21 protein-coding genes and 1 pseudogene are annotated in these 22430 nt (G+C 42.3%); 6 read left to right on the top strand and 16 right to left on the bottom strand.

Annotated elements, in window-relative coordinates; translation table 11 throughout:
• Nucleotides 1-11 precede the first annotated feature (11 nt).
• From ACEQ1T_RS06770 to ACEQ1T_RS06740, 7 genes are all read right to left on the bottom strand, one after another.
• Nucleotides 12-164: a hypothetical protein gene (locus tag ACEQ1T_RS06770; RefSeq protein WP_370222188.1), complete on the bottom strand. Its 153-nt coding sequence runs from the start codon at nt 162-164 to the stop codon at nt 12-14.
• Nucleotides 165-254: 90 nt separating this feature from the next.
• Entirely contained in the window at nt 255-776 is a 522-nt protein-coding gene (locus tag ACEQ1T_RS06765) for a DinB family protein (RefSeq protein ID WP_370222187.1), read from the bottom strand.
• Nucleotides 777-838: 62 nt separating this feature from the next.
• Entirely contained in the window at nt 839-1312 is a 474-nt protein-coding gene (locus tag ACEQ1T_RS06760) for a GyrI-like domain-containing protein (protein ID WP_370222185.1), read from the bottom strand.
• A 14-nt stretch (nt 1313-1326) separates the two neighbouring features.
• Nucleotides 1327-2487 (bottom strand): alanine--glyoxylate aminotransferase family protein, encoded by a 1161-nt coding sequence (locus ACEQ1T_RS06755; RefSeq protein WP_370222184.1) that lies wholly within the window; start codon nt 2485-2487, stop codon nt 1327-1329.
• A gap of 54 nt (nt 2488-2541) precedes the next feature.
• Nucleotides 2542-3537: a nuclease-related domain-containing protein gene (locus ACEQ1T_RS06750; RefSeq protein ID WP_370222183.1), complete on the bottom strand. Its 996-nt coding sequence runs from the start codon at nt 3535-3537 to the stop codon at nt 2542-2544.
• A gap of 230 nt (nt 3538-3767) precedes the next feature.
• Entirely contained in the window at nt 3768-5489 is a 1722-nt protein-coding gene (gene cysI / locus ACEQ1T_RS06745; protein ID WP_206843695.1) for an assimilatory sulfite reductase (NADPH) hemoprotein subunit, read from the bottom strand.
• Nucleotides 5490-5514: 25 nt separating this feature from the next.
• Nucleotides 5515-7326 (bottom strand): assimilatory sulfite reductase (NADPH) flavoprotein subunit, encoded by a 1812-nt coding sequence (locus tag ACEQ1T_RS06740; protein ID WP_370222196.1) that lies wholly within the window; start codon nt 7324-7326, stop codon nt 5515-5517.
• Between the two features lie 195 nt (nt 7327-7521).
• Between ACEQ1T_RS06740 and ACEQ1T_RS06735 the strand changes: the two are divergent.
• Nucleotides 7522-8421 (top strand): annotated as a pseudogene (locus tag ACEQ1T_RS06735) (LysR family transcriptional regulator).
• A gap of 119 nt (nt 8422-8540) precedes the next feature.
• Entirely contained in the window at nt 8541-8750 is a 210-nt protein-coding gene (locus ACEQ1T_RS06730) for a methionine aminopeptidase (RefSeq protein ID WP_113881403.1), read from the top strand.
• A 52-nt stretch (nt 8751-8802) separates the two neighbouring features.
• On the opposite strand, the gene ACEQ1T_RS06725 is transcribed toward ACEQ1T_RS06730, so the two are convergent.
• The gene (locus ACEQ1T_RS06725) at nt 8803-9981 is read right to left on the bottom strand and encodes a M20 family metallopeptidase (RefSeq protein WP_370222181.1); all 1179 of its coding nucleotides are present in this window, start codon (nt 9979-9981) and stop codon (nt 8803-8805) included.
• Between the two features lie 97 nt (nt 9982-10078).
• Nucleotides 10079-10594, bottom strand: a complete 516-nt coding sequence (locus tag ACEQ1T_RS06720; protein WP_370222179.1) for a YbaK/EbsC family protein — start codon at nt 10592-10594, stop codon at nt 10079-10081.
• A 201-nt stretch (nt 10595-10795) separates the two neighbouring features.
• Between ACEQ1T_RS06720 and ACEQ1T_RS06715 the strand changes: the two genes are divergently transcribed.
• The gene (locus ACEQ1T_RS06715) at nt 10796-11908 is read left to right on the top strand and encodes an aromatic acid exporter family protein (protein ID WP_370222178.1); all 1113 of its coding nucleotides are present in this window, start codon (nt 10796-10798) and stop codon (nt 11906-11908) included.
• A 39-nt stretch (nt 11909-11947) separates the two neighbouring features.
• On the opposite strand, the gene ACEQ1T_RS06710 is transcribed toward ACEQ1T_RS06715, so the two are convergent.
• The 4 genes from ACEQ1T_RS06710 to ACEQ1T_RS06695 all read right to left on the bottom strand — a co-directional run bounded on the left by ACEQ1T_RS06710 (nt 11948) and on the right by ACEQ1T_RS06695 (nt 16395).
• Complete coding sequence (locus ACEQ1T_RS06710; RefSeq protein ID WP_370222176.1) at nt 11948-13009, bottom strand: SDR family NAD(P)-dependent oxidoreductase; 1062 nt, start codon at nt 13007-13009, stop codon at nt 11948-11950.
• 145 nt (nt 13010-13154) lie between these two features.
• Nucleotides 13155-13922, bottom strand: coding sequence for a hypothetical protein (locus ACEQ1T_RS06705; protein ID WP_370222175.1), 768 nt, complete (start codon nt 13920-13922; stop codon nt 13155-13157).
• Between the two features lie 139 nt (nt 13923-14061).
• Nucleotides 14062-15576 (bottom strand): helix-turn-helix domain-containing protein, encoded by a 1515-nt coding sequence (locus tag ACEQ1T_RS06700; protein ID WP_206843644.1) that lies wholly within the window; start codon nt 15574-15576, stop codon nt 14062-14064.
• Between the two features lie 138 nt (nt 15577-15714).
• The gene (locus ACEQ1T_RS06695; protein ID WP_206843636.1) at nt 15715-16395 is read right to left on the bottom strand and encodes a response regulator transcription factor; all 681 of its coding nucleotides are present in this window, start codon (nt 16393-16395) and stop codon (nt 15715-15717) included.
• A 199-nt stretch (nt 16396-16594) separates the two neighbouring features.
• Here ACEQ1T_RS06695 and ACEQ1T_RS06690 point away from each other — a divergent pair, with 199 nt between their 5' ends.
• Nucleotides 16595-18643 carry a molybdopterin-dependent oxidoreductase gene (locus ACEQ1T_RS06690; protein ID WP_370222173.1) on the top strand — a complete coding sequence of 683 codons (2049 nt, stop codon included), beginning with the start codon at nt 16595-16597 and terminating at the stop codon, nt 18641-18643.
• A 30-nt stretch (nt 18644-18673) separates the two neighbouring features.
• Here ACEQ1T_RS06690 and ACEQ1T_RS06685 read toward each other — a convergent pair whose 3' ends face one another.
• Nucleotides 18674-19207 carry a topology modulation protein gene (locus tag ACEQ1T_RS06685; protein WP_370222172.1) on the bottom strand — a complete coding sequence of 178 codons (534 nt, stop codon included), beginning with the start codon at nt 19205-19207 and terminating at the stop codon, nt 18674-18676.
• Between the two features lie 124 nt (nt 19208-19331).
• Here ACEQ1T_RS06685 and ACEQ1T_RS06680 point away from each other — a divergent pair, with 124 nt between their 5' ends.
• Complete coding sequence (locus tag ACEQ1T_RS06680) at nt 19332-20351, top strand: DUF3231 family protein (RefSeq protein ID WP_206843629.1); 1020 nt, start codon at nt 19332-19334, stop codon at nt 20349-20351.
• 30 nt (nt 20352-20381) lie between these two features.
• Here the strand turns inward: ACEQ1T_RS06680 and ACEQ1T_RS06675 are convergent, their stop codons facing one another.
• Nucleotides 20382-20885, bottom strand: a complete 504-nt coding sequence (locus ACEQ1T_RS06675; protein ID WP_206843627.1) for an NUDIX domain-containing protein — start codon at nt 20883-20885, stop codon at nt 20382-20384.
• Nucleotides 20886-21042: 157 nt separating this feature from the next.
• Between ACEQ1T_RS06675 and ACEQ1T_RS06670 the strand changes: the two genes are divergently transcribed.
• Complete coding sequence (locus ACEQ1T_RS06670) at nt 21043-21903, top strand: YitT family protein (protein ID WP_206843974.1); 861 nt, start codon at nt 21043-21045, stop codon at nt 21901-21903.
• Nucleotides 21904-21964: 61 nt separating this feature from the next.
• Here ACEQ1T_RS06670 and zupT read toward each other — a convergent pair.
• On the bottom strand, nt 21965-22430 hold a 466-nt coding region (gene zupT, locus ACEQ1T_RS06665; protein ID WP_370222171.1), incomplete at its 5' end, for a zinc transporter ZupT.

The raw sequence follows: 22430 nt of genomic DNA, 5'->3' as shown, positions 1-22430 counted from the left end.
CAGATCCTCCTTTACTTCTTTTCTAAGGATCCAAACGATGCCCCAAAAGCAGCTCCCATAGCAATGCCCAAAGCCCAATTTTCAAAAAGCATTCCAAAAACTAATCCCAGAGACAGACCAAATGCCATTCCGCTTCCTGAAAAACCCCAATTCATTTTTCTCATCCATTAAACCGCCTTTAAATGTTTTACCTTATATACGAACTAATGGAACTTTAGTTTCATATTTTTGGAAAAAGGCAGTTGGTTATCTTATTACCTCTGAGCAGCCAGCTGTCTTTTTATCACCCGGATTTGCCCGCGATGGCTGATTTCATCCTCCATAACGTGATACCAGAACCAAAAGTTATTAAAGGGCACTCCGTTGCTCCACTTACCTTCTTCGTATAGCCAGCTATCCTGTTTGGATGCTAAAAGTTTTAACGTTTTCTCTCTAATTGCTGACAGTTCCTCCAAGTAAAATTCAAGAGGATGGTTATTAATTTCATTCCTCGCCTTCTCTCCCAGTTCATACGCTGCAGCCCATTTTGAAAGTTCTTTGTCGTTAAGATCTCTATTTTCAAAAGTAATAATTTGGTGAACATATTCAACAAAAGCGATATGCTTCAGAAGTGATCCTATTGAATTACTGTTTTCATCAAGAAGAAAATCCAGCTCTTTCTGTGTCAACCCAGCAACATCTTTGAGAGTCACAGACCTGGCATGTTCAAGCATTGATACAAGATTTCCTATTTTTTCATCGTAGCCTTTCATATGCTTAATTCGATAATCTATCACTTTTAAATTCTCCATTCTTCTTTTTTCAGGGAAAAGACTGCCGGGTAGGCAGTCTTTTAACATTATGCTATCGTATCCAGCAGCTCTATATCTAAATCCTCTATAATTTCCCAGCTGTGATGGATTTCTATGTGCCACTTATTTTTTAGCCGTTTGTATCCGTTTTCTTCAATCCACTTGTGTAATTCCCTATAGGAATTTTTAATCTCATTATTAGGTCCTTTGTGCCGGATAGAGGCATATTTTTGCGGTGGAATTTCTAATGAGAACATACCATCAGGAATGCTAATAAATTCCTTCACCTCAATGCCAATCCAATATCCGTCTTCTTCAGGACAGTCTTCCTTCACTTTGAAGGCACCAACAAGCCGATCTGAATGTACAGCTCCCTTAATTTCTGGAAGGCGTTCCAATAATAGATTAATAGCACGCGGAATTTCATCTGAATACTGATCCGGCGGGCATAAGACGCGGATCCCTATTAGTCTCAATTCTCCGAGTTCTGTCTCAGCAGCCTGCAAAGTCAAATCAGACATCTTTTCCCTCCTTATTAAGCAACAGGCAATGCCAGTTCTCTAAACCTATCAGCAGCTTTTTGAATATCTGCCTCAAAGCCCATTTCATTCATGGTTTCACCGATCAGCACAATGGCTTTTTCAAGCATGTCTTCAGTCGTATTCCCCATATGGCCAATTCGGAACGCTCTTCCTGCAAGATGAGCCAGTGCTCCGGCAACAATGACACCTTTTTTCGCAAGGGATGCACGGAATTCAGCATCATCCATTCCTTCAGGATAAAGGATACAGCTGAGAGTTGCTGCAGCGGCATTTTCGTCGGCAATTGCCTTCATACCATACTCAGCAAGTGCTGCCCGAACAGCTTTGCCGTATGCTTCATGGCGCTTGTATCGATGTTCCATTCCTTCAGCCAGGACCAGTTTCATGCCCTCATCATAGGCATAAATCAGATTCACTGGAGGTGTGGCAAAGTATTTTTGCGGATCATGCATAATGGGAATCCAATTATAGATATCGCAATAATAGGCAGGGACCCGTTCCATTTGTTCGCGGGCAGCAAGCGCCGTCTGGTTAAATGCTACAATTGCCAGTCCTGGGGGGACACCGATCGCCTTCTGTGAGCCTGTCAAAACGACATCAATCTTCCCTTCGCCATATGACTTGCTCATATCCTCCTCCATTGCTGCTGTTGCACAGACCCCATCCAAAATGACAAGAGCCCCGTGCTTTTTAATGATAGGCACTAATGTATCCAAGTCAGCCGCAACACCAGTAGAAGTATCAGCGTGAGTAATGGTCACAGCTTTATAGGAATGAGAGGCAAGCTTTTCTTCAATAATTGCGGGGTCAACCTGCCTTCCCCAGTCAGACTGAATGATATCTGCCTGGATTCCGAACGCCTTTGCTAAGTGCTGAAAACGATCACCAAAGAAGCCCTGGCTTATAATTAAAAGCCTTTCTCCAGCTGCCACCGTGTTGACCAGAGCCATTTCCATTGCAATCGTCCCGGAGCCGGAGATCACAAACACTTCTCCATCCGTCTTCAGCATCTCCCTCGTTTTCTCTATCGCACTCTTATAAACAGCGGCAAACCTTGGATCCGTATGTCCCCTTGTCTCCTGTGACATTGCCTCATAAATCGAATCCACAACAGGTGTAGGTCCCGGAATCAAAAGCATTTCCTCGTTTGGCATGAAAATTCCTCCTTTGGCAGGTGTGTTGATATCTAAATGTTTCGACATTTACTATTAAATACCTCTTTTAATTACTGTTGTTTCTTCGGGGAGTATGAGTGTATATGTTTTATTTTTATAAGCGCCAGTTTCAGGTAGATTGAGGGATTGGAGGAGTCGGGTTGCGGTATAGGAAGAAGAGATATGGAGAAAGTTTCTGAGCTCCCTGTTCGTGATGGCAGCCCCCAGCAGAAGGCTGTAGTCATGCAATGCTTTCATATGTGCTTCTTTGCTGGTAATCTTGCATCTGGGACATCTCCAGGTGCGACTTACTCTTTCGAGAGGCAGAAAGCTGCAGGCAGGGCAGAATACACCCGTAAGTATTTCAGATTGATTGATCTGGAATCTTGATAGTATTGAGCTTTCCAGCTCTGTATTTTGCTTTTTTAATAAGCGAATGATCTTTTTAAGGAGTTTCTCACTGATTTCTCTATTTATGGACTTTTCTATTTGCTCAATTTTTATAGGAAGAGTATTTCGGTGTATAATTTTATGGCTGAGGTCAATATGAGGAGGAATAACTTTAATTCCTGTATGCGGATTACTTATGACTACAAAAGAATTGACCGGTAAACCTTCTTTGCTGACATTGGCATTAAACCACCTTCTAAGTTGTGATGCCTGTCTATTAACCTGAATTAAAGGGCAGGGAAAAACTTGCTCTTTTCCATTCTTTATACGAATTAATTGATTATATACTGTATCAAAATGCAAGATACCTGTTATATTTTTCACTTCAAGTATTAAAGCAAACTTTTTTGTAAGTATAAGAGTATCAATTTGGAAAAAGCGATCACTATCTGGCAGGCGGAGATCATGAAGGATAATATATTCCTTACTATCTAGAAAATCAAGAGGAAAATCCAATGAAGCTTCTCCTTTATAACCTGCAAGTCTTTTATTCAGTTCTTCGTTAATGATAGGGATTTTTGGGTGATGAGCTGGAAGCCTGCGGAGGAGAGCTTCTGTTTTAAGGATTAAAAGAGGGATTTTTCGTTCTTTGAGGATCATTTTTTCACTCCATTCTTGTTTAATACTAAAAAATTCTACATTGCTCCTTCAAATCCTCTAAGAAAAACTCAGAAGGGAATGTTTATGTGCGGATAGCCAAAATTTATGTGCGGATAGACTTTTTTGTGTGCGCATAGGCAGAAAATATGTGCGGATAGAAATATTTACGTGCGCTCGGCTCCTGCACACAAAGAAAAAAAGACAGGGCCCCCGCCCCGTCTTTCTCAACCTCAACCATGAAAATTAGTCCCGTCCGTTGTCGCTTCAATAATCCCCGCCCGGACTACGAAGTCGCCAAAATGTTCGCCATCCTCACGTTCACGGGCGTAGCGTGGCAGGATGACGCGCAGCTCGTTCAGGATTTCTTCTTCGCCAATGTTTTCGCGGTACATTTTACTGAGGCGGCTGCCGTCGAATGCTGCCCCGAGATACATATTGTACTTGCCGACCGCCTTGCCGATAAAGCCGATTTCGCCGAGTGCGTGACGCGCGCAGCCGTTCGGGCAGCCGGTCATGCGGATAGTGATTTCTTCGTTCCGCAGGCCTGCTTTATCGGCGATTTCATCAATTTTATCGACCAATCCAGGAAGATAGCGCTCTGCCTCTGCCATTGCCAGACCGCATGTCGGCAGGGCCACACAGGCCATGGATCCGCGGCGCAATGCACTATAGCGGCTACCATCTGTTAAGCCATATTCATTAATCAGCGCCTCGATCTTTGCCTTATCTTTTGTTGGCACACTTCCGATAATCAGGTTCTGATTGGCAGTCAGCCTGAAATCACCTTTATGAACTTTGGCGATCTCCCGCAATGCTGTTTTTAGTTTATATCCGTCGAAGTCCGCCACACGCCCGCCTTCTATGAACATCGTAAAATGCCATTTACCGCGGACACCCTTTACCCAGCCGTAGCGGTCTCCATTGGAATCAAACTTGAATCCGCGAGCTTCATCCAGTTTCCAGCCCAGACGATTCTCCAGCTCTACAATAACTGTTTCCAGACCAAGGCGGTCAACCGTATATTTAAAACGGGCATTTTTCCGGACTGAGCGGTTGCCGTAATCGCGCTGGATTGTAATTACCTTCTCAGCCACTTCGTAAATCTTATCAGGTGTCACAAAGCCGATTACTTTTGAAAGCTGCGGATAGGTCGCCTTATCTCCATGGGAGAAGCCCATTCCGCCGCCGATTGCCACGTTAAAACCTGCCAGTTTGCCGTTTTCCACAATGGCAATGAAGCCGAGATCCTGTGAAAAGACATCAATATCATTGGAAGGCGGCACAGCTATCCCAATCTTAAATTTGCGGGGCAAATAAAGCGGGCCATACATCGGCTCAACTTCTTCATCCACTTCAGGAGAGCCGGCTACCTTTTCTTCATCAAGCCATATTTCATGATAGGCACGTGTACGAGGAAGAAGATCGTTACTTAGCATCTTTGCCAGCTCATACACTTCCGAATGAATCTCCGATTGATCGGGATTTGAAATACACATTACATTACGGTTCACATCGCCGCATGCCGCTATTGTATCAAGCATGGTCGAATGGATTGCCTGGATTGTCTTTTTCATATTCCATTTAAGGATTCCATGCATCTGGAAGGTCTGGCGTGTTGTCAGTTTTAAGGTGCCGTTGCCATATTTTTCGGCTAAATCATCCACGACAAGCCATTGTTCTGGTGTTGCGACGCCTCCAGGAAGACGAAGCCGGAGCATAAACTGGTAGGCAGGCTCAAGCTTCTGCCTCTGGCGTTCATTCCGCAGATCCCGGTCATCCTGCAGATAGCTCCCGTGGTGCTTCATTAATCTATTATCATCATCGGGAATTCCGGCGCTGATCCTGTCCTGCATAACTTCCGCCAGCGTTCCGCGCAAATAGTTGCTTCGATCCTTAATTCCCTCAACATCACTCGGAGGGCCATCCGGTGCTTTTAAGTTTGGGTTTACCATGCTGTAAAACTCCTTTCCTTCCAAATCAATATACGTCGCGCTGGTAGCGTTTATTTTTCTGCATGCCGGCAAGATATTCTGAAGCCTGATCGCGGCTCATACCGCCTTCTTTTTCAATAATATCTATGAGTGTATTATGGACATCATGAGCCATGTTTTTCTCATCACCGCAGATATAGACGGCTGCGCCTTCCTGAAGCCATTGGAATAATTCCTTGCTATTTTCCTGCATTCTATGCTGAACGTATACCTTCTCATCATCATCACGGGAAAAAGCGACATCCAGCTTCGACAAGACTCCATCCTTGAGCCATTTTTGCCATTCAGTCTGATACAGAAAATCAGTCACAAAATGCTGGTCGCCAAAGAATAGCCATGATTTCCCATCAGCGCCTTTTTCTTCACGCTCCTGCATAAATGAGCGGAATGGTGCAATTCCGGTTCCAGGACCAACCATAATGATTGGTGTGTCCGGATTTTCAGGCAGTTTAAAGTTTTCATTGTGCTGAATAAATACTGGCAGTGTATCGCCAGGCTGGAGACGTTCCGCACATAAAATGGAGCAGACACCTTTTCGTTCACGGCCATGGGCATCATAGCGGACAGCACCGATTGTTAAATGAACTTCATCGGGATTCGCCTCAAAGCTGCTGGAAATGGAATAAAGACGCGCAGGAATCTTACGCAGTATAGAAACAAACTCCTGTGCCGAACTGTTCCATGGTTTAAAGTCACGGACTAAATCAATTAAGTCCCGCCCGTCCATATAGGATTTCAGTTGATTGCTGTCTGACACAAGCTGGTGCAGATCTTCATTTCCAGAAAGCTTTGCAGCTTTTTCAACAAGCGGTTTGGTCAGGACAGTAATCTCAAAGTGAGCGGTAAGCGCTTCTTTTAACGTTACTGTTTCCTCCTTGACTCTGACTGTTTCCTCGGGATCCCAGCTCATCTCAGCTAAAAGCAGATCAACCAATTCGGGATCGTTTTCAGGGTATACCCCAAGGCTGTCACCAGGCTGATAAGTCAGCCCGGAACCTTCCAGTGAAATCTCAAGATGGCGGGTTTCTTTATTGGAGCCGCGTCCATTGAGATTCAGATTTTCGAGAACTTCTGCCCGGAAAGGATTGGACCGGGAATCGACTGACTCGGCAGGTGCTGAAGATAAAGCTGAAACGGAAGCTGCAGTAGAATGACTGCTGCTTTCTCCTTCGCTCAATCCGGCTAAAACGGCTTCCGCCCACACTGCTGCTGGCTCCTCGAAATCAAGATCACAATCTACTCTCGGCGTTATTCTTGTTCCGCCAAGCTCCTCGAGGCGTTTATCAAAATCTTTTCCCGTTTGGCAGAAGAATTCATATGAGCTGTCGCCAAGAGCCAAAACAGAGTATCGGAAGTCTTCCAGTTTTGGTGCCCTTTTTCCGTGAACAAATTCATGGAATGTCAAAGCGTTGTCCGGCGGATCTCCCTCACCATGGGTACTTACGACAATTAACAGATTTTTAACCTTTTTAAGATTATTTGGCTTAAAGTCACTCATTGCTGAAACCGTTACTTGAAAGCCTCTCTCCTCAAGTGTTTTCCCAGCTTTTTTGGCCAGATTCTGGGCATTACCGGTTTGTGATCCAAATAAGATGGTTACTTCTTTTGGAATGGCCGGTACCGCTGCAGGTGCGGGACGTTCTTCCACTGCCGGGGCAGCCTGCAATGATGAAGACTGTATCGCGGCAAGATACCCGCTCAGCCAGAGGGATTGTGTCTCTGTCAAAGTCGGAAGCAGACGATTAAGGAGCTCTGCCTGCTCCTGATTAAACGGACTGTTTATTACCTGAAGTTGCAACATATTCCACCTCGCAAACCAGCGCAAAAGGCTGGTTTTATAGTATTTCTTTAAATTTCCTCTTTTCCTATAAAAAAAGTCGGTTTTATACGCAAAAAATATATATCTATTACTTTACCGAATGATATTTCATTAGTAAAATAAATATTAATTATCGCAGCTATTAATATTACTAATTATAGAAAGGGTGATATTTTGTATTATGATGCGTTAAAAACATTCGTCACATTGGCTGAAGTGAAAAACTTTACGAAGACGGCCGAGCTCCTTCTTATGTCACAGCCCAGTGTCAGCCTGCATATTAAAAATCTGGAAAAGGAATTTCAGACCAAACTATTTCAACGCTCTCCAAAATAATTGAAAATTACGCCCAGAGGTGAAATATTATATGACCGGGCCAAGCAGATGATTACCATTTACGAGCAAACCAGGCAGGAAATTTTAGAACAGCAAAACACCATTAAAGGTGATCTGAAAATTGCGGCCAGTTTCACTATAGGGGAATACATCCTGCCTCCCCTGCTGCTTGATCTGCAAAATCAGTATCCTGAGCTGAATCTTCAGGTGACGATTGCCAACACAGAGGAAGTTGTCCAGTCAACCCGTTCCCATCATGTGGATATTGGGCTTATTGAGGGCCAGACAAATGAAAGAGAGCTTATTGTGACTCCCTTTTTAGAGGATGAATTATTTATAGTGGCTTCCAACCAGCATCCATTGGTGCAAAAAGAAGAAGCAACCATTGCTGACCTGCAAGATCAGGCATGGATCATGAGGGAAAACGGGTCAGGAACCCGTGAGTATTTTAATCATGTTGTAAGATCAAATGCTCTTAAGGTGAAATCACTCTTAACGATCAGCAGCAATCAGGGGATAAAAGAAACACTCATCAATGGGCTGGGAATAAGCATACTTTCCGGAAGCGTCGTCGAAAGGGATGTTAAACAAAATAACCTGTCTATAATCAAAGTGAAAAATCAGGAATTCAAACGCACTCTTTCCTATGTTCTATCCCCCATCATGCAGGAAAAAAAGAATGTCAGCATTTTTATCGAAGCACTCGAAGAAAAATGGAAGCACCCTAAGGAAAAATAGCCATTTTTGAACAAGCTTTTTTCACACTAGTCCCACTTTATTCATATACTATAGCAGCGAAGTGTATAAAATCTGCCCATTTTATTCAAAATAAGGAAAAAATGGCTGAGGTGAAAAAGATGGGATTATTGAATGCCTTTAATGAATGGCGCGAAAGCAGATATCAAAATCATGTCAATCGCATGAAGGAAGAAAATAAGTGTCCTGACTGTTACGGCAGAGGTTTTTCACTCTATCCGGGGAATGAATTCGCTTATCATGCAAACCAATTCGACTGCCAGGGCTGCAATGGAACCGGACTGTATTCAGAATGGAATAGTTTATCATAATAGAATGGCCATGATCCTCATGCTTCTTATGGATCATGGCCTTATTTTGGATTTAAGCTAATGTCTTGTTTGACTCGAATTCCTCTTTAATCTGTTTTAAAAGCTCCTGGTTGGTTAACACTTCATACCCCGTAAGTGCCATTGCCTTAGCTCCAAGGATCATGGCTTCTCTAGCCTGCTCACTCATAGCAGCTTCGCGGAATTCATGTGTGTGGCATGCATACGCCTCGTTGCAGATTTTAATATAAGGATGAATGGAAGGTGCCGCCTGGCTGACATTCCCCATGTCAAGAGAACCTGACCCGTCCTTCTGTTCCAGAATTTCCTCCTCATTCACACCAAGAGAAATCAGTTCTTTATTGAATGCTTCTGATAAAGGACTGTTCGTAACCATATCATCATAAGAGAATTCATAAAATGACCACTTCATTTCGGCACCAGTCTGCAGAGCTGCCCCTTCTGCACATTTCTTGACCTTTTCTACAAGTTCATTCACATACTCACGTTTGGCTGCACGAACATAAAATTGGGCAACCGCATAGTCCGGAACCACGTTTGCAGCTTTGCCCCCCTCCGTGATAATGCCATGGATTCTGGCATCAGGTTTGATATGCTGGCGCAGAGCATTTATGCTGCTGAACGTTTGCAGGACAGCATCCAATGCATTAATTCCCAAATGCGGGCTGGCAGCTGCATGCGCTGATTTTCCAAAAAATTCAAACTGAATGGCATCCATTGCCAGTGATGTCCCGCTCTTCACATAATTGTCAAGGGGATGAACCATGATCGCTGCATCCAAAACATCAAAAATACCAGCTTCGGCCATGGTCACCTTACCGCCTTTCGTCTCCTCTGCAGGCGTGCCGAAGACAACAACCTTTCCTCCAGTTTCATGAATCACTTTACTTAGTCCTATTCCTGCAGCAATCCCCATCGTTCCGATCAGATTATGACCGCATGCATGCCCTACTTCGGGCAGTGCATCGTATTCAGACATAAACCCAATCACAGGACCTTCTTTTCCGCTATCATAAGCTGCCATAAATGCAGTCGGTAAACCGCAGGTGCCGATTTCTACAGAAAAACCATGCTTTTCAAGCTCCTCTGTCAATACTTTGCATGCCTTGTACTCTTCATGTCCCAGTTCGGGATTGTTACCGATATAAGTGCTTATTCTATAAAAGTCATCTTGAAGTTCATCAATTTGTTTAATAATCAGATTCTTTCCCATGAATTATCTGCTCTCCTAATCCGCAAATCTATATATTTATTCAATAATAATTATAATAATACAACACTATTTTGATTTCGGCACGAAAATATGACTTCTATTTCGTTATTTTTTCCAGTGGCCGCTCAATGATCAGCTCATCTTCCCAGTCCTTGCAAACATCCACCCAGGCTTTTGCATCTGAATATGTATTAATTTCAGCAGGTGTCAGCTCAATGGCGGAATTGCTGCTTCCGCATGCAGGGAAAAGGGTCTCGAATCTTTTCATAGATTCATCCAGATATACATCCAGGTCATTCTTCAATCCAAATGGACATACTCCTCCTACGACATGGCCGGTCTGTTCGAGTACTTCCTCCGCTGAAAGCATCCGGGCTTTGAAACCGAACGTTTTCCGGAACTTTTTGTTATCAATTTTGGCATCGCCTGCTGCCACCACAAGAATTGCTTCATCCCCATCACCCCTGAAGGATAGAGTCTTGGCAATTTGTGCAGGACAGACACCGATTGTTTCTGCAGCCTGTTCCACTGTTGCGCTTAAAGAATCAAACTCCATAACATCTTGTTCCCGATCCCACTTTTTAAAATGGGCTTTCACGCTTTCAATTGACATTCAAACTCACCCTTCCTCAAAGTCCGAAAAATCTTATATATATATTCAATATTTTTACTTTATAGTTGTCTATTTTAACATACTATCAGATCATGTCACCGGGATATTTTCTTTTTATCAGAAAATTCACATTTGCTCTTATTAGTTTCTTGCACTAATATTAATTTATATTGAAACCATAGATTTAAAGAAGGATTATGTATGAAACAGACTATTCCATATAAATTTATTGGAGGAAGAATAGCCAAAACCGGACTGGCTGTTTTTATAACAGCTTTTATTTGCCATATGCTGGATTGGCCAGCCATGTTTGCTGTGATTACGGCCATCGTTACGATTGAGCCCACTGTTGCGGACTCCATTCGGAAAGCATATGTCAGGTTTCCGGCGGCAGCCATTGGTGCGGGATTTGCTGTATTATTTACGTTCATATTCGGAGACAGCCCGTACAGTTATGCTTCCGTATCGCTTGCGACAATCATCGTCTGCCATAAGCTGAAGCTTCATGATGGAATGCTTGTGGCTACATTGACGGGTGTCGCAATGATTTCAACGGTACAGGACCATTATCTGTCCTCTTTTTTCATTCGATTGGGGACTACTACTACCGGAATTGTCGTTTCCACAGCAGTTAACTTTTTTATCATGCCTCCCAATTACTCAAAATCAATTATAAAAAACATACATGCCCTTTACAGACGATCCGGTGACATTTTACATAAAAGAGGCCTTGAAATTTTTTATTCACAGGGATCTGATGGCACTGTCCGTTCAGAATTTCAAAGACTTATTAAAGATATCGATAAAACGGAAACTTTATGCCATTATCAAAAGGCTGAATATAGGTATCACCGATTTAGCCGTGAGGATATGCGCGACTTTCATTATGAATATAAAAAACTGACTGTTTTAAGGCAGATTACCTATCACGTGGGAAACTTGATCTTTCTGCCAGCTGGCCTGCCGGAGCTGGAGGAGGACAGGAAAAAGACTGGCGCTGCTGTTCTTGAGGATATAAAAGACAGCCTGTATGACCCGGGATTTTTTATTACAGAAAGCCATCATAAAAAAATCAGCGAAGTAACACAGTGGTTTATTGAGCAAAAGCAGCTGAACCCTGCGGGCGGTTTAAAACCCCGCACACACCACCATGTCCAGCCTGAAACAGCCATTCTATATGAGATTCTCTCCATCCATGACTTAATTGAGGAATTAAAACAAATTCAGACTATGGAAATTAAGCACCGGAAGCTTTTAAAAGCTCCACTTGAAGCAGATGCCCATAAAATGAGGGGAACAGGGATGAATGAATAAATGAAGACCGGGAATTCAAATCCCCGGTCTTTTCTTTCGTCAGGAAGATATACTCGCTTTATCGAGCAAATATCCTGCTATTATTCTTGTTAATACATCTCGGTCCATTTGCAGCATGGGAACCCCTGCATCTGCCAGCAGCTTTTCAGTATTGTCTGATGGAAAATCAATGGTCCGCTGGAAATAACTGTTGAAAATGCTCATCGAATCATGAAAAGCCTTTTCCTCGTTCGTCATTTCTGCAAATGATCCATGGACACACATTTCCAATTGCGGAAAATCCAGGACCTCTTTTACTATTTCGTACACATCTGACTGCAGAGGCGGATTTGGATTTGTAATGTTGAAAATCCCGCCATTTTCTGCATGAATCAAGGCGGCATTCAGTGTATCTATTACATAATTCACTGGCACAAAATTCTGGGCAACGTCAGGATCCAGATAGATTCTGCAGCTTTGGCCGTCTTGTCTTCGGATGGCCCGCTTTTTTAAGATCTTGATGCCTTTTAGAAATCCATATAAGCCGAAGTTTGTATCAGCTTCACCTGTTCTGGAATCACCAATGATAATACCGGGACGGAGAATAACAATATCCAGTTTATCCCGGAATGTAAACGCGAGGTGTTCTGCCTCGCACTTGGAAGCTTCATAGGGATTTACAAAACGCCTGTCCTCAGAGTAAAGAGCCTCCGCCCCCAACACCTCTGTTCCAACCGTATAGGCCGTACTGATATATAAAACTTTTGGACAATTTATTTCCAAAGCAAAATTCAGAACATTTGCTGTTCCTCCGACATTTACTTTAAAAGTCTTATCCCGATCCTTTTCATCAAACGATAGAAGTGCTGCACTATGGTATAAAGCATCCATCTTTCCTTTTATTGAATTCACCAGTTCTCTATTTAATCCTAGATGCTCTTCTGTAACATCGCCTTCCAATATATGAATCTGTCTGGAAAAATCGCTCCCATCGCCTTGCATGAAGGCATCCAGCCGCTTTCTGCTCCTGACTAATAAATAAAGTTCATGCCCCTGTTCCAAAAGCTTTAATGAAAGCTTTTTCCCTAAAAAACCGTTTGCACCTGTAATAAGTATATTCAAAGAAGAATCGCAACCTTTCTATCTAACATCCCTGTAAAAACTTTAGCGGGAAATTCATTTAAAAGCAATGGAAATACATTCACCTTAAACCGGTTCTGGATGTTCATAAACAGCAGAAGCGCCTGGTTTTCCCCAGGCGCCCTTTTTAGCATAAGTATTTTTGTTTTCTCTCATTCTTTTCATCCCTGTCGCAGACTCCCTGAAAAGGACAGGCAGGACACTCATTCATATTGTACAAATCCGAAAACAGCTTTGTGTCTTCGAGAAGTGTCTTCAGCATCTGAAGATAGTTTAATCCCGCTTCCAGGCTAGCTTTATTTGGAGTGAATACATGCTTCTCTCCATCCATTAATGTCACGACCTCAATCCTGGCCGGCCTTATTCCAAATACCTTTTCTGAAAAAACCACTGTTAAATGACAATAAAGCTCAAGCATTTGCTCATCAGCATCCACCAGGAATTTCTTCACTATAAAAGAATCCTGCTGCCATTCCGCGACATCAAAAGTTAAAGAAAGATCTGCATTCAGCTCTTTAAGATTCATTTTAAACTTTTCATACAAAAACAGCGGCTGAGCTATTTCAGATTCACTGCTTAAGTTTCTCATTAATCCATCTGTTACGGCAGCTGCAGCCATATAATATTGGAGCTGGGAATCAAACATGCGCAGCTCCAGCCTTCCCCAATATTGATCGATAAGCGTCAGCACATTTGCAGGGGTCCGATGGCTTTGCGGCAGCTGAAAATAGGATGAAACGACCTTATTGATAATATGCTGAATGGCCTGACGCCAGCCGAGAGGATGTTTTTTCTTTTCAATATGTGTGTAATAAAATTTATAGGGACACCGGATAAAGTCGGTTAAGTTCTGGTCAGTCATTGTGCGGACGGATACTTGAGGGTTTTTGATCAACTCCTCGCCTCCTTAAAATCAAAACTGTGTATGTAATAAAACGATTATCATCTAACTTTATTTTAATTGATAATGATTATCAAATTCAACAGGTTTTAAAAAATAAATAAAAAAACACCTCCAGCTTGAAGGCGTCTCCTTATTTGTATGTCTCATCCTGCTTTTCATAGGGATAGATCATCTCTTCGTCAAGGTCCATTTGTTTTAAAAAATGATCATGAATGAATTGCCTGATTTCCATAAGCTCTGATCCTGTCGGAAATGCAGAAACATTTATGGCCGGCAGATCCCCTTTAAGCTTGGAAGAATGATCAAAATCGGTTGATATGACCAGATCAAACTCTTCATATTCTGATATTAAATCGATGCTTGATGAATCAAGTGTTGATATAGAAAGCTGTTTTCCAAAATGATATTTTAGCACTTCCCTAATATAATCTTTTTCATAATATGTCCGGCATACAAGCGCAGCTTGTATTACATGCCTATTCCTCTTTCGCAGAATAGCAGCCTGGAGAAGAGTAAAGATTTCAAGAACATCCAGCTTTTTAAAAATAAGGGGGACTTTCGAGAATGTTTTGACTCCCAGGTCCTCTATTGTTTTGAAAAGTGGATTAGTCTCATAATATGGAAGATATTGCATCATTGAGCTATGGAGTGTTTCGGTATTTAATTCTTTTTCAAGATAAATTCTCTTGAATGTCTGGTAAATGTGAAATAGAAAGATATCATCATCTGTTAAATTGAAGCCAGCAATATTCGAAAGGTCTTCTAAGTAGACAGAAAAAGGATGTTCCCTTTCGCCTATCCTTCTCCTGCGGAGATAACGCAGATGCTCCGATCTATTCGTCGGCCTTTCCTCACTCATTAAATAAATGGCAAAGAAAAGTATTTCCTGGAGCTGTGTTTCCCTGGAAGGAATATTGGCTTTAGGCATAAAATGCACTATTTCCTTAGCAGATAGAAAAAATTTACTTTCCTTATATGCATCCACCAAAGTTTTTGGAAATGAAACAAAATAGCCCATAGACATACGCAGGTTTGAAATATATAAGATCATTTTGAGGCGTTGAACGGCTCCTGTCCGGAGAGTCATCGAATAGCTCGAGGTCTGCTCCAGCAACGCCGACTGAAAATCCCCGGAATACAGCCAATCCTTCTCAGCTTCCGGTTTAAAGCTCATTAAATCTAAGTATTGCATGATAAAACGCCTGATATTTCTTTCATCACCGATTACTTTGAAAGGACTCGAAGTTAAAGTAAGCTGTGATTCCTGAAGAACCTCCTGAAGCTTTTCAATGTGGCGGTATGCGGTCGAACGGCTTATATGCACCTCATTGGATATCAGAGAAATATCTATTCCATCGCTTAATAAAATCAGCTTTAACGTATGGAAATAAGTATTCTTATCGCGAATTTCTCTTAAAATGCTCTCCAGAGTCCCGCTTTCAGGTTTTCTCAGCCTAACGCCAAAAGCCTCATGCCTTTCCAGCTTCCAATCCTCCGGCAGTATAGTGTCCAGGAATTCCAGATCACGCCATATCGTGCTTTTTGAAAAACCTGTTCGTTCTGCCAGCTGAGCTAAACTGATCCATTTATTTTCACTGAGCAAATGAAAGATTAAATCTGAATAGCGTTTATAAAACCGATTCATTTTATCACCTAACTTTCAAGCTCTTCAAAGTTATCTTTTCTATTACCGTCTCTGCTTACTCATCCATTATTGCTGCTCAACGAGAAAAAAGACATGCTCAGGAGAACATGCCTTAATTTTGAAATTACATCATTGGCTCTAACTGATTCTGACCCAGCCCTTTTTGATGGCAAGAAGGACAGCCTGTGTCCGATCATGAACTTTTATCTTTCTCAAAATGCTGCTTACATGATTTTTAACCGTTTTATCGCTAATGAAAAGTGCTTTACTGATGCCAGTATTGCTATTCCCATCAGCCAGCAGCTGCAGCACCTCGCATTCGCGGCGAGTCAATATATGCAGAGGGCGCTGATAGTTCTGACTTGAAGCATGATTGCTGCGTGAATTCATTTCTGTAAGTCTTTTGTATTCCTTAATAATATTTTGCGTAACCTTGGGATCCAGATAACTGCCGCCGCTTGCAACGATCCTGATGGCTTCGATTAACCCTTTTGCACCAATATCCTTAAGCAGGTATCCGGCTGCACCATTCTGAAGCACCCTCGTGACATAATTTTCATCATCGTAAAAAGATAAAATAATGATCTTGCTTTTTGATTTGTTTTCATTCAGCTTATCCGTTGCTTTGATGCCATTCATATTAGGCATATCGATATCCATAATCATAACGTCAGGCTTATAATTTTTATCTATAATGAGAGCATCACGGCCATCTGCCCCTTCAGCAACTATTTCTAGGTCCTCTTCCATTTCCAGTATCCGTTTGACCCCTTCTCTGAAGAGCTTATGATCATCTACAATCGCAATTTTTAGCGCCATTTCCCTGTTCACCTGCTCGGATGTATTCTGAACCAATCGTATCTATCAAACCTATTTTACATAAGTTTTTTCAAAGCATAGTTTCAAATATGAGGTTTGGTGTTTCATTATAGAAATTTGCTGGATGCCTTCAGACGGCCATCAAATAAACTGAATTTTATGTTATGATCGAAATACAATGAGGAAGGAGTATGTGGACATGAACTCTTACAGCAAATCCTTAAATGGTGTTTTCCCATCCGTGTGCTCCTTGGATTGCCCCGATCAATGCGGCCTTCTCGTTCATAAAAAAGAAGGAAAAATCGTAAAAATTGAAGGAGATCCCAGTCATCCCGTAACACAGGGAAATATTTGCAATAAGGTCCGCAACATGCCATCAAGGATCTATGATAAAAATCGGCTCAAATATCCAATGAAGCGAGCTGGCACCAAAGGTGATGGCCACTTTGTACGGATTGGGTGGAAAGAGGCGATAGAAACGATCACCTCCAGGTGGAAGGACCTAATTGTCAAGAATGGCCCTGAAAGCATCCTGCCATATAGTTTCTACGGAAATATGGGCAGATTAAACGCAGAAGGAATGGACCGTCGTTTCTTCCATAAACTCGGAGCGACACGCCTTGACAGGACGATTTGTCAATCTGCCGGTACTGCTGGATATACATATACAATGGGCGGGAGCTTTGGAATAGATCCGGAGGATACCATCCATTCAAAGCTCATTATTCTATGGGGCATTAATGCAGTCAGCACGAACATGCATCAAATGGTTCTCGCACAAAAAGCAAGAAAAAGCGGTGCGAAAATCGTCGTGATTGACGTCCATAAAAACCAGACTGGCAAAATGGCCGACTGGTTTATACCTATCACTCCCGGCACTGATGCTGCTCTGGCCCTTGGCATGATGCATGTCTTGTTTGCCGAAAATTTGGCGGATGAGAACTTTCTGAAAAAGTACACGGTTGGCCACCAGGAACTTCGTGAACATGTGAAGGATTATGATCCTGAAACAGTAGCAGGCATAACAGGTGTGCCGAAAAATGATATTTATAAATTAGCCCGTATGTATGGAAAGGCTTCCCCTGCTTTTATCCGAATCGGCAACGGGCCACAGCATCACGACAATGGCGGAATGTGCATCCGCACCATTTCATGTCTGCCTGCCATTACAGGCCACTGGCTCTTAAAAGGCGGCGGTGCCATTAAGGGAAACTCCGGCTTTCTCACTTTTAATACTGGAGCTCTTCAAAGGCCTGACCTCCTGCACAAAAAGGATACACGCATCATTAATATGAATAGGATTGGTTCGGCACTGCTTGAACAGGAAAAACCGATTAAATCTATGTACGTCTATGGAACCAACCCTGCTGTTGTTGCACCAGAAGGGAATAAAGTACGTCAAGGGCTGCTGAGGGAGGATCTGTTCCTTGTTGTCCATGATCTGTTCTTAACCGAAACAGCCAAGTATGCTGATATTGTACTGCCGTCGGCTTCTTCTTTTGAGAATACGGATATCTATTCCTCCTATTGGCACCATTACATGCAAATTCAGGAGCCAGTCATTGAACCATACGGCGAGTCAAAATCTAATGTCGAAGTGTTTCGGCTTCTTGCAGAAGGAATGGGCTTTCATGATGCTGTATTTAAAGAAACGGAAGAAGAAATGATGGATGCCGCATTAAATTTTCCAGCAAACCCCTTTATTGGGGAAATCAATGCTGACTCCCTTAAGAAAAACAAGTTTATCAAAGCGAGGGTAAAACCGCTTTTTCCTGGCAGGCTGCAAACGCCCAGCGGAAAAATAGAATTATACTCGCAGAGAATGAAAGATGATGGATTTCCTCCTCTGCCGGTATACATACCGCTGAAGGAAGAAAATAAATTCCCTTTTCTGTTTGTGCCTGCACCGAACCATAACTTTTTGAATTCAACTTTTTCAAATAATACAAAGCATGCAGCGATGGAGAAGGAACCGCGTCTTCACATAAATACAAGAGATGCTATAATTGCTGAAATAAAAAATGGTGAACTGATTCGAATTTGGAATGAACGGGGGGAATGCGAACTCAAAGCGGCAGTTGGAGACCTTGTCCTTCCTGGTACTGTTGTTTCACAGGGAATATGGGCAGACGCCCCAGGAACAAAACATCAGGTCAATTCGCTGACTCCGGACCGGCTTGCCGATATGGGCGGCGGTGCCGTCTTCTTTTCAGGCCGGGTAAATATTTCGAAAATCAGTAAAGAATAACCCCTGCAAAAATGCAGGGGTTTTTGTATTCTATGAAGCATTGTTTGTCTTAAAATCAAAATCTTCTATGTATGAATCAATATCCAATTTATTTTTCAGTACTATAACTTTTTTACCTTCTGCTGCAAATCTGTCAAGCCGTTCAGCCATGTTCTTTTTGCGGGATCCGTAAGTTGTCAGAATGAACTCTATAAATTTCCAGTCCATTTTCTCTTTGCACCCGGCTGCCATATCAGGCCGTGTTTTACCAAGATTGGTCAGCCACCTCTTCATTACCCTGTACAGGCAGACATACAGGGGAAGTTCAATATATATGACTGTATCACACGCAGCTGCTCTGATTTCAAAAGTATTGCTGTAATTGCCTTCAATAATCCAATGCTGTTTTTTCACAAGTTCACGCTGTGCATCCGAAAATTCCTGAAGTCCGCTTTCCACCCAGCCGGGCTTCCAGAATACAGCATCCAGATGATGTACCTCAATGCCTGTTTTCTCACCCAATTTTCTGGCAAATGTTGATTTTCCTGCGCCTGCTGAAATCCCAATCACCATAATTCTTTTCAAATAATCAGACTCCTTTCCAAAGCTGATCTTGATTCTTAATCCAGTCTTTACAAATAAGAATAAGAACCACATTAAAGGAAAAAATATCAATCATAGTTATTAATCGTAAGATGGAGGCAATCCAATGCAGAAGAATAAGACACGGCTCACAGCAGCTGAAATTGCATCTTTATGGACTTCCTATATGAATGACAGCATGGCTAAGTGCATTTTAGGGTTTATGCTTAAAGATCTGAAGGACAAAGAAATTAAAGGAGCAGTCCAATACGCATATGATTTGACCGTCACCCATTTAAAAAAACTTGCCAGGTTCTTTCAGCAGAGTGAGCTGCCGGTGCCAAATGGTTTTTCTGATAACGATGTCATGATGTCTGCCCCATGGCTCTTTTCTGATATTTTCTGTTTAACGTATATAAACCATATGGCTCGGACAGGTCTTATTTCTTATGGCGGCTTTCTCTCTATGAGTTCACGGGAAGACATATGTGACTACTTTACAAATGGGCTTCATGAAACTTCCGTTCTATATAATAAGTCAACCCGGATTGCCCTTACCAAAGGCCTGCTGGCAAGGCACCCTTCTATTGAAACACCCCCTATGACTGAATATATAGACAGCAAGAGTTATTTAAGCGGGCTGAATCCTTTGTCCAATAAAAGACCATTAAATGCTATAGAAATATCACATCTATATATGAATGTCATGACCAATGCCATGGGGGTAAACTTAAGCCTCAGTTTTGCTCAGACCTCACCAGTAAAAGAGGTTTCAGATTTTATGCTCAGAGGTGCGGAAATAGCTAATAAACATATTAAAATCTTTACAGATATTCTGCTGCAAAATGATATTCCAACCCCCCGTCTGCCTGATGTCAGTGTCAGCAATTCGGTTACACAGACTTTTTCAGATAAGCTGATAATGTTCCATATGAGTTTAATCAGTGCAGCGGGAACCGGAAATTATGCGACGGCAGCAGCTGCCAGCCAGCGCAGCGATCTGGCCATGAATTATGAACGCTTGTCCATTGAAATTGCCAAATATGCCAAAACGGGAGCAGACATTATGATTAAAAATCATTGGATGGAAAAGCCGCCCGGCACAAAAGACCGAAAAAAGTTGGCTCAGAATAAAAACGGATCATGATGGAAAAAGGAGCAGGTCTGCTCTTTTTCCTTATGGTTCACCAAATAATCTTTTCATTGCTGCATTCAAAGCCTGAGCAAGTGTTTCATGCCATCCCTCGGAAAAATCAGCTATTTGCAGAGGATCGACCAGCATCCTTTCTGATGACTCGTACCGGGCTTCAAAGTCGAGCATCCTTTCTATATTCATATGATAAAATACTTGATAGCCTATTTTGGGATATACACTTCTTTCATTCCACAGCAGATTCTCGGTATGGTCCACAATAATATATCCCACTTGTGTGCACTGCCCTTCCACATAACCTTCTTCCTTAGCTTCTCTCTTAAAACAATGTTCTGGGCTTTCACCTTTTTCAATGTGTCCTCCGGGAATATCCCACCCCCGGTCCTGCAAATTCACTAATAAAACCTTTCCTTCTAAAAAGCAAAACCCATGGGCGCTGGTTATAAATTCTCTATCTGGAGGAAATGCTGCCTCCTTCCAGGTTAATTTTATCCTTGCTCCGCCCCAATCCACATAAACAGCAGTCATATATTTACCTCGCTTTTTTTAATCCGATTAATTACATTCAACATTTAGGTATTTATTTCCTTTTTTTTGCATTAAAGTGGTTCCTGCTTAAAGATTTTTCTAAACAAGTGCTATAATATGAAAGTATTTAATAAAGAAGGGCTTGATCATATTGGCAATGACAAAGAAAAAAAGGGTATTAAAAGAGATTAGACAGCTCATCATGATCACGATAGGTGCGGTGATTGCAGCGGCAGGACTTGAGTTTTTCCTCGTTCCCAATAATATTCTAGATGGCGGGGTTATCGGTCTTTCCATTATCGCTGCTGAACTGACCGGGATGACCATGAGTATATTCCTGATTGTTCTAAATCTGCCATTTCTCTATATTGGCTTCCGTAAAATAGGAATGAAATTTACGATACATACGTTATATGGTGTTATAGTTTTATCTGCCAGTACCGCTTACCTGCACCATTTTGAGCCGGTAACCAATGATTTATTTTTAGCCACAGTCATTGGCGCTGTCATTCTCGGTACAGGGGTCGGCCTTGTGATCAGAACTGGCGGTGCTTTGGATGGATCAGAAATTATCGCCATCCTGGTCAGCAAGAAGCGACCGGTGTCTGTAGGCCAATTTATCATGATTGTCAACGTATTTATATTTATTCTTGCGGCCTTCCTCGTTTTCAGCTGGGAAACAGCCATGTACTCCATTATCACCTATTATATTGCTTATAAAATGATTGATATCGTTGTGGAAGGTATGGAAGAGCTGAAGTCGGTTACGATCATTTCTGATCTGCCTGAAGAAATCTCTGCCGAGCTCCTGAAGCAATTGGGGCGGGGAATGACCTATATTCAGGGCCAGGGTGTTTTTACTGGAGAACCGAAAAAAATCATTTATACCATCGTAACACGGATTGAATTATCTACGCTCCGTTCGATTGTGGAAGATATCGACCCGAATGCATTAGTGGCTATAGAAAATATTGCCGATGTCAGCGGCAGCAACTTTGACAAGGGTACAGGGCATTAAAATGTAAATTGAAAAAGCAGGCTCCCTTCACTTGCATCAGTGATGGAGACTGCTTTTTTAGTTATAAAAACAGCAGCAAGCTGAGCGCCATGACGGCCATCCCTGCCACAAGACCATAAATAGAGGTATGGGCTTCATCATACTTCTTGGCAGCCGGCAATAATTCATCAAGAGAAATGAACACCATTATCCCGGCAACTGCGGCAAAAATGACACCAAACATGACATCGTTTAAATATGGCATTAAAATCAAGTATGCCACAAATGCGCCGATTGGCTCTGACAGCCCTGATAAAAATGAGAGCTTAAAAGCCTTCTTCTTGCTCCCAGTGGCATAATAGACAGGAACTGAGACAGCAATCCCCTCTGGAATATTATGGATTGCGATAGCCGCAGCAATGGCGATTCCCAGCGACGGGTCCTGGAGTGCCGATGTAAAAGTAGCAATTCCTTCCGGGAAGTTATGAATCGCAATTGCCAACGCTGCAAAGGTCCCCATTTTCAAGAGTGCCGGATCTTCGACGACC

Source organism: Cytobacillus sp., from assembly GCF_964223445.1.
Lineage (GTDB): Bacteria > Bacillota > Bacilli > Bacillales > Cytobacillaceae > Cytobacillus.
The sequence above is the reverse complement of the archived record's forward strand: the minus strand, read 5'-3'. Positions and strand labels throughout refer to the sequence as shown.